This window comes from Thiomonas sp. (assembly GCF_054608695.1).
This window is the reverse complement of record NZ_JBTRXV010000173.1, coordinates 1-4,035: the sequence shown is the minus strand read 5'-3', so window position 1 is coordinate 4,035 and position 4,035 is coordinate 1. Positions and strand designations below refer to the sequence as shown.

Annotated in this window: 6 protein-coding genes; all 6 read left to right on the top strand. The window is 60.3% G+C overall.

Annotated elements, in window-relative coordinates:
• The first annotated feature begins 388 nt into the window (after nt 1-388).
• Entirely contained in the window at nt 389-1,249 is an 861-nt protein-coding gene (motA, locus tag ACYCUK_RS23685; protein ID WP_461597041.1) for a flagellar motor stator protein MotA, read from the top strand.
• A 3-nt stretch (nt 1,250-1,252) separates the two neighbouring features.
• Nucleotides 1,253-2,236 (top strand): flagellar motor protein MotB, encoded by a 984-nt coding sequence (motB, locus tag ACYCUK_RS23680; protein ID WP_461597040.1) that lies wholly within the window; start codon nt 1,253-1,255, stop codon nt 2,234-2,236.
• Between the two features lie 136 nt (nt 2,237-2,372).
• Nucleotides 2,373-2,699 carry a flagellar biosynthesis anti-sigma factor FlgM gene (flgM, locus tag ACYCUK_RS23675; protein ID WP_461597039.1) on the top strand — a complete coding sequence of 109 codons (327 nt, stop codon included), beginning with the start codon at nt 2,373-2,375 and terminating at the stop codon, nt 2,697-2,699.
• Between the two features lie 67 nt (nt 2,700-2,766).
• Complete coding sequence (locus ACYCUK_RS23670; RefSeq protein ID WP_461597038.1) at nt 2,767-3,231, top strand: flagella synthesis protein FlgN; 465 nt, start codon at nt 2,767-2,769, stop codon at nt 3,229-3,231.
• A gap of 15 nt (nt 3,232-3,246) precedes the next feature.
• A complete protein-coding gene (gene csrA / locus ACYCUK_RS23665) occupies nt 3,247-3,480 on the top strand; it encodes a carbon storage regulator CsrA (RefSeq protein WP_461597037.1) in 234 nt (77 codons plus the stop codon).
• A gap of 34 nt (nt 3,481-3,514) precedes the next feature.
• A partial coding sequence (gene fliW, locus ACYCUK_RS23660) for a flagellar assembly protein FliW (RefSeq protein ID WP_461597036.1) occupies nt 3,515-4,035 on the top strand: 521 nt, incomplete at its 3' end.

The window sequence follows — 4,035 nt, the reverse complement described above, 5'->3', positions numbered from 1 at the left end:
CTAAGGCGATGCTGGACAAGTCCCGCGTGCGCATCGCATCCGCGCCTCGGGCGGTCTGCGGCGTTGCAAATCCGCGCCATGGCTTGGGCTATGGCTGTGGTTTGCGCCTTGCATCCCATCCCGATGCAAGGCGCGCTGCATCACGGGAACTTGTTCAGCGTCGCCCTAAGTGTTGGCATCAGTACCATGGCTGTTGCGCACAAGCAAACCGATGCTCTGCACCAAGCGCGGCTTGCTCACTGGGAAAAGCTGGGCTTGGGATGCCATGAGTGCGCTCAAGCTACGGTGTTTCGTGTCGTTACTTGCCGCGAAGGCCGAGCAAGGCTGAAACAGCCTGCGCCACCGGCCGCCAGACCTGTCAATCACAACTTTTCCAGCTGCTGCCGCCATGTATTTATTGATCGGTTATGTCCTGTCCCTCGGCGCGATTTTTGGCGGTTATGTGCTGGAAGGCGGGCATGTCGGGGCGTTGCTGCAGCCTTTCGAATTACTCATGATCGGGGGGGGAGCCTTCGGCGCATTTTTCGCGTCCACGTTCCCGAAATCATTCAAGGCCACACTCAAGGCCCTGCCCATGGCGATGAAGGGCACGACCTATTCCAAGGCCGCTTATCTGGAGTTGCTGTCGCTGCTCAATGAGTTGTTCGCCCGCATGCGGCAGAACGGCTTGATGGCGATTGAAGGCGATGTGGAAGATCCGAAGAACAGCGAGATTTTCAAAAAATACCCATTGATCTCGGCCGACCACCATGTGCTGGAATTCATCACCGATTACCTGCGCTTGATGATCGGTGGCAATCTGGGCGTGATGGAAATGGAAAACCTGATGGACGTCAACATCGAAACGCATCACCGCGAGATGGAAATTCCCATCCACGCCATGACGCGTACCGCGGACAGCATGCCGGCCTTCGGTATCGTCGCGGCGGTGATGGGCGTGGTGCATACCATGGCCTCGGTTGACAAGCCGCCAGCGGTTCTGGGCGAGTTGGTGGGCGCTGCGCTGGTAGGAACCTTCCTGGGCATCTTGATCGGCTATGCCATCCTTGCGCCAGTCGCTTCGCGCATGGAGGATCGTGCCCATGAAGGCACCAAAATGCTGGAATGCATCAAGGTTGCCTTGCTGGCGACGATGAATGCTTACCCTCCCCAGGTGGCCGTGGAATTCAGCCGTAAGGTGCTGTTCTCGGGTGAGCGGCCGAGCTTCAGTGAACTCGAATCGCATCTGCGCGAAGCCAAGGGGAAATAAACCATGGCCGACGCGAAGCCACGGCCGATCGTCATCAAGAAGATCAAGAAGATCAGCGGTGGCGGGCACGGCACCGCCTGGAAAATCGCCTATGCCGACTTCGTCACGGCGATGATGGCGTTTTTCTTGTTGATGTGGCTGCTGGGCTCGACCACCAAAGCGCAACTGCAGGGCATTGCCGAGTATTTCCAGAACCCGGAGAAGGTGTCGCTCGAAGGCGGTTCGGGCGCTGGTTCAGCAACCTCGGTGATCCAGGGTGGCGGTACCGATTTGACGCACACCGCCGGCCAGGTCCGCAATGGCGCAACGCCGGGAAAAACCGTGGCGCCGAATGCGACGACCATGCGCGAGGAACAGATCGACAAGCAGAACCTCGAAGCGCTGAAAAAGGCTTTGGAATCACAAATCGAAGCCAATCCCCAGCTCAACGCATTTCGCTCGCAACTCCTGATCGACATCACCCCTGAGGGCTTGCGCATCCAGGTGGTCGACAGCGACAAGCGGCCGATGTTCAGCCTGGGTGGGGCCGGTCTGGAAAGCTACGCCCAGACGATCTTCCAGGACATCGGGCCAACGCTGAACCGGTTGCCCAACCACATCAGCATCACCGGGCATACCGATGCGCTCAGCTATCAGAACCAGGGCAAGGGCTACAGCAATTACAACCTGTCGGCAGATCGGGCGAATGCGGTACGGCAGGTGTTGGTGCAATCTGGCCTGGATGAGGCCAAAGTTCTGCGCGTTGTCGGCATGGGCTCGGCCGCACCCTACGATCCGAAGAACCCGAATTCGCCGCTCAATCGGCGGGTGAGCATCGTGGTCTTGTCCAAGCAGGCTTACGCTCGTATCCTTGCGGACCAGGGTGCTGAGCAGACGGCGGGTACTTCGGCACAAGCGCAGGCGCAAATCCAGCATGCGGGTCAAACAGCTGGAGTTGCGGCAGCCGCTCCGGCGACTGCTTCAGTTGCAGCAGGAGGGTTGGTGTGATTGCCGGCTTTGCAGGGCGCGGTTGCCGCACCACCGCCCGCGGCGCATTGAAGCCCGGTGCGCGGCCTGCCATGTACTTTATGTTCAAGTCCTGCCAGATTGTGTCGTCAGGTCGGATACCAGGAGTATGTCAGCGATGAATCCCATCCAGAATTCCATCACGAGCCCGACGAGTGGAAGCACCCGGAAGGTCGAACTTGGCACCAAACATGGCAACGACGCCGCCAAGTCGTCGGGCGCCAGTGCGGCTGGGGTCTCGGCCGGAGGCGATATGGTTTCGATCTCGAACTCTGCCCGCTTGCTCAATACCGCCTCTTCAGCCCCGGTCGCAGGCGCTTCAGACCAGCGCATCTCCGAACTGCAAGCGGCCGTTGCCTCGGGCCAGTACACGGTCAATACCCAGAAAATTGCCCAGGGACTGTTGCGCGATAGTCAGGCGCTGCAAAAGGCCACGGGCCAATAAATCATCCAATCGCCTCCCCACTGTGAGCGGGTCTGCTGCAGCCAGAAGTCCAACCACAGGCACGGCCATGATGCAGCGTGAACAACTCGATTCCATCTTGCAATCGCAATATCGGTTGCTTGAAAGCATCGGTCAGGTTTTGCAAGCTGAGCTGGAGGCCATGCTCGCCGGAAATACGACCGAGCTTCCGGCTCTGGCCGCACGCAAGCTGGCCATTTGCGGCGAACTGGAACAGCTTGAACTGGCGAGAGTGCGATGCGCAGATGAAGCTGGGTCGGGGCTATTACACAATCCCCCAGCACCCATGGCGTTGGACCATGCCGCCCGATCCCGCAAAATCCGGGAGCTGGCCCAGGCCGTGACGGCGGCTAACCAGCGTAATGGGCTGGTCGTTTCCGCGCTTATCCGTAACACTCGGGGCGCACTCGATATTTTGCGTGGCATTCCCGCCGCCGAGGCTGCGGGCGTGTATGGGCCATATGGTCAGGCGCTTGGCGGTCATCAGGCCAGCAAGACCTTGGCCAGCGCCTGACGGCTGCTAGCCAGCATGCTCATTCTCAGTCGTCATGCCGGCGAAGCGATCCGCATCGGGCAGGACGTCCGTATCGTCGTTGTCCATGTTGGCGGCGGCAAGGTGAGGTTGGGCATCGAAGGGCCGAAACAATTGCGCATCCTGCGCGAAGAGCTCTACGCCTTGGTCAGCGATCTTAATCAGCAGGCGCAGGCTCCGGACCAGGACGCGCTCGATGCCTGGCTGGAAGGCACCAAGACGCCGCGTTGAGCAGCCCTACGGCGACCATTCCGAGACCTTTGACGTGACGATTTGCTCCACCCGATTCGGTCCGCAGGACATTGCCCCCGAGCAACGCTGGGTTTGCGCCCAGCCCATGCCGGGTTTCGAGGCCTTGCGCGAGTTCGCGTTGTTACGGCAGGCGGGGCAGGGGCCATTCATCTGGCTGCAGTCGCTGGAAGCACTCGAACTAGCCTTCCTGATCGTGGATGCATCCTGCTTTGGCCTGCGTTTCCAACCCCCGACTGATACCGATCTGGCCGGGTTCGATGCGCCGCCAAGCGTGCTCGTCATCCTGCCGCACAGACCGGGCGATGTACTGCGCGTGCATCGCTTGGCGCCACTTTTGTTCGACGTGGCGCATGCCAGGTTCGTGCAATATGTGTACGAGCCGGAACAAGTGCTAGGAGATGGCCTGTGGACTGGGTCGTCCAGCGCATGGCCGGATGCCACCATGCAGCCCCGTATCGTGCGGGTGCAGTGCCTGGCCGAGCCTGCTGCTGCCGGGGTTGGCACTGGGGAAGTCGGGCGTGAATCAGGTTCTAC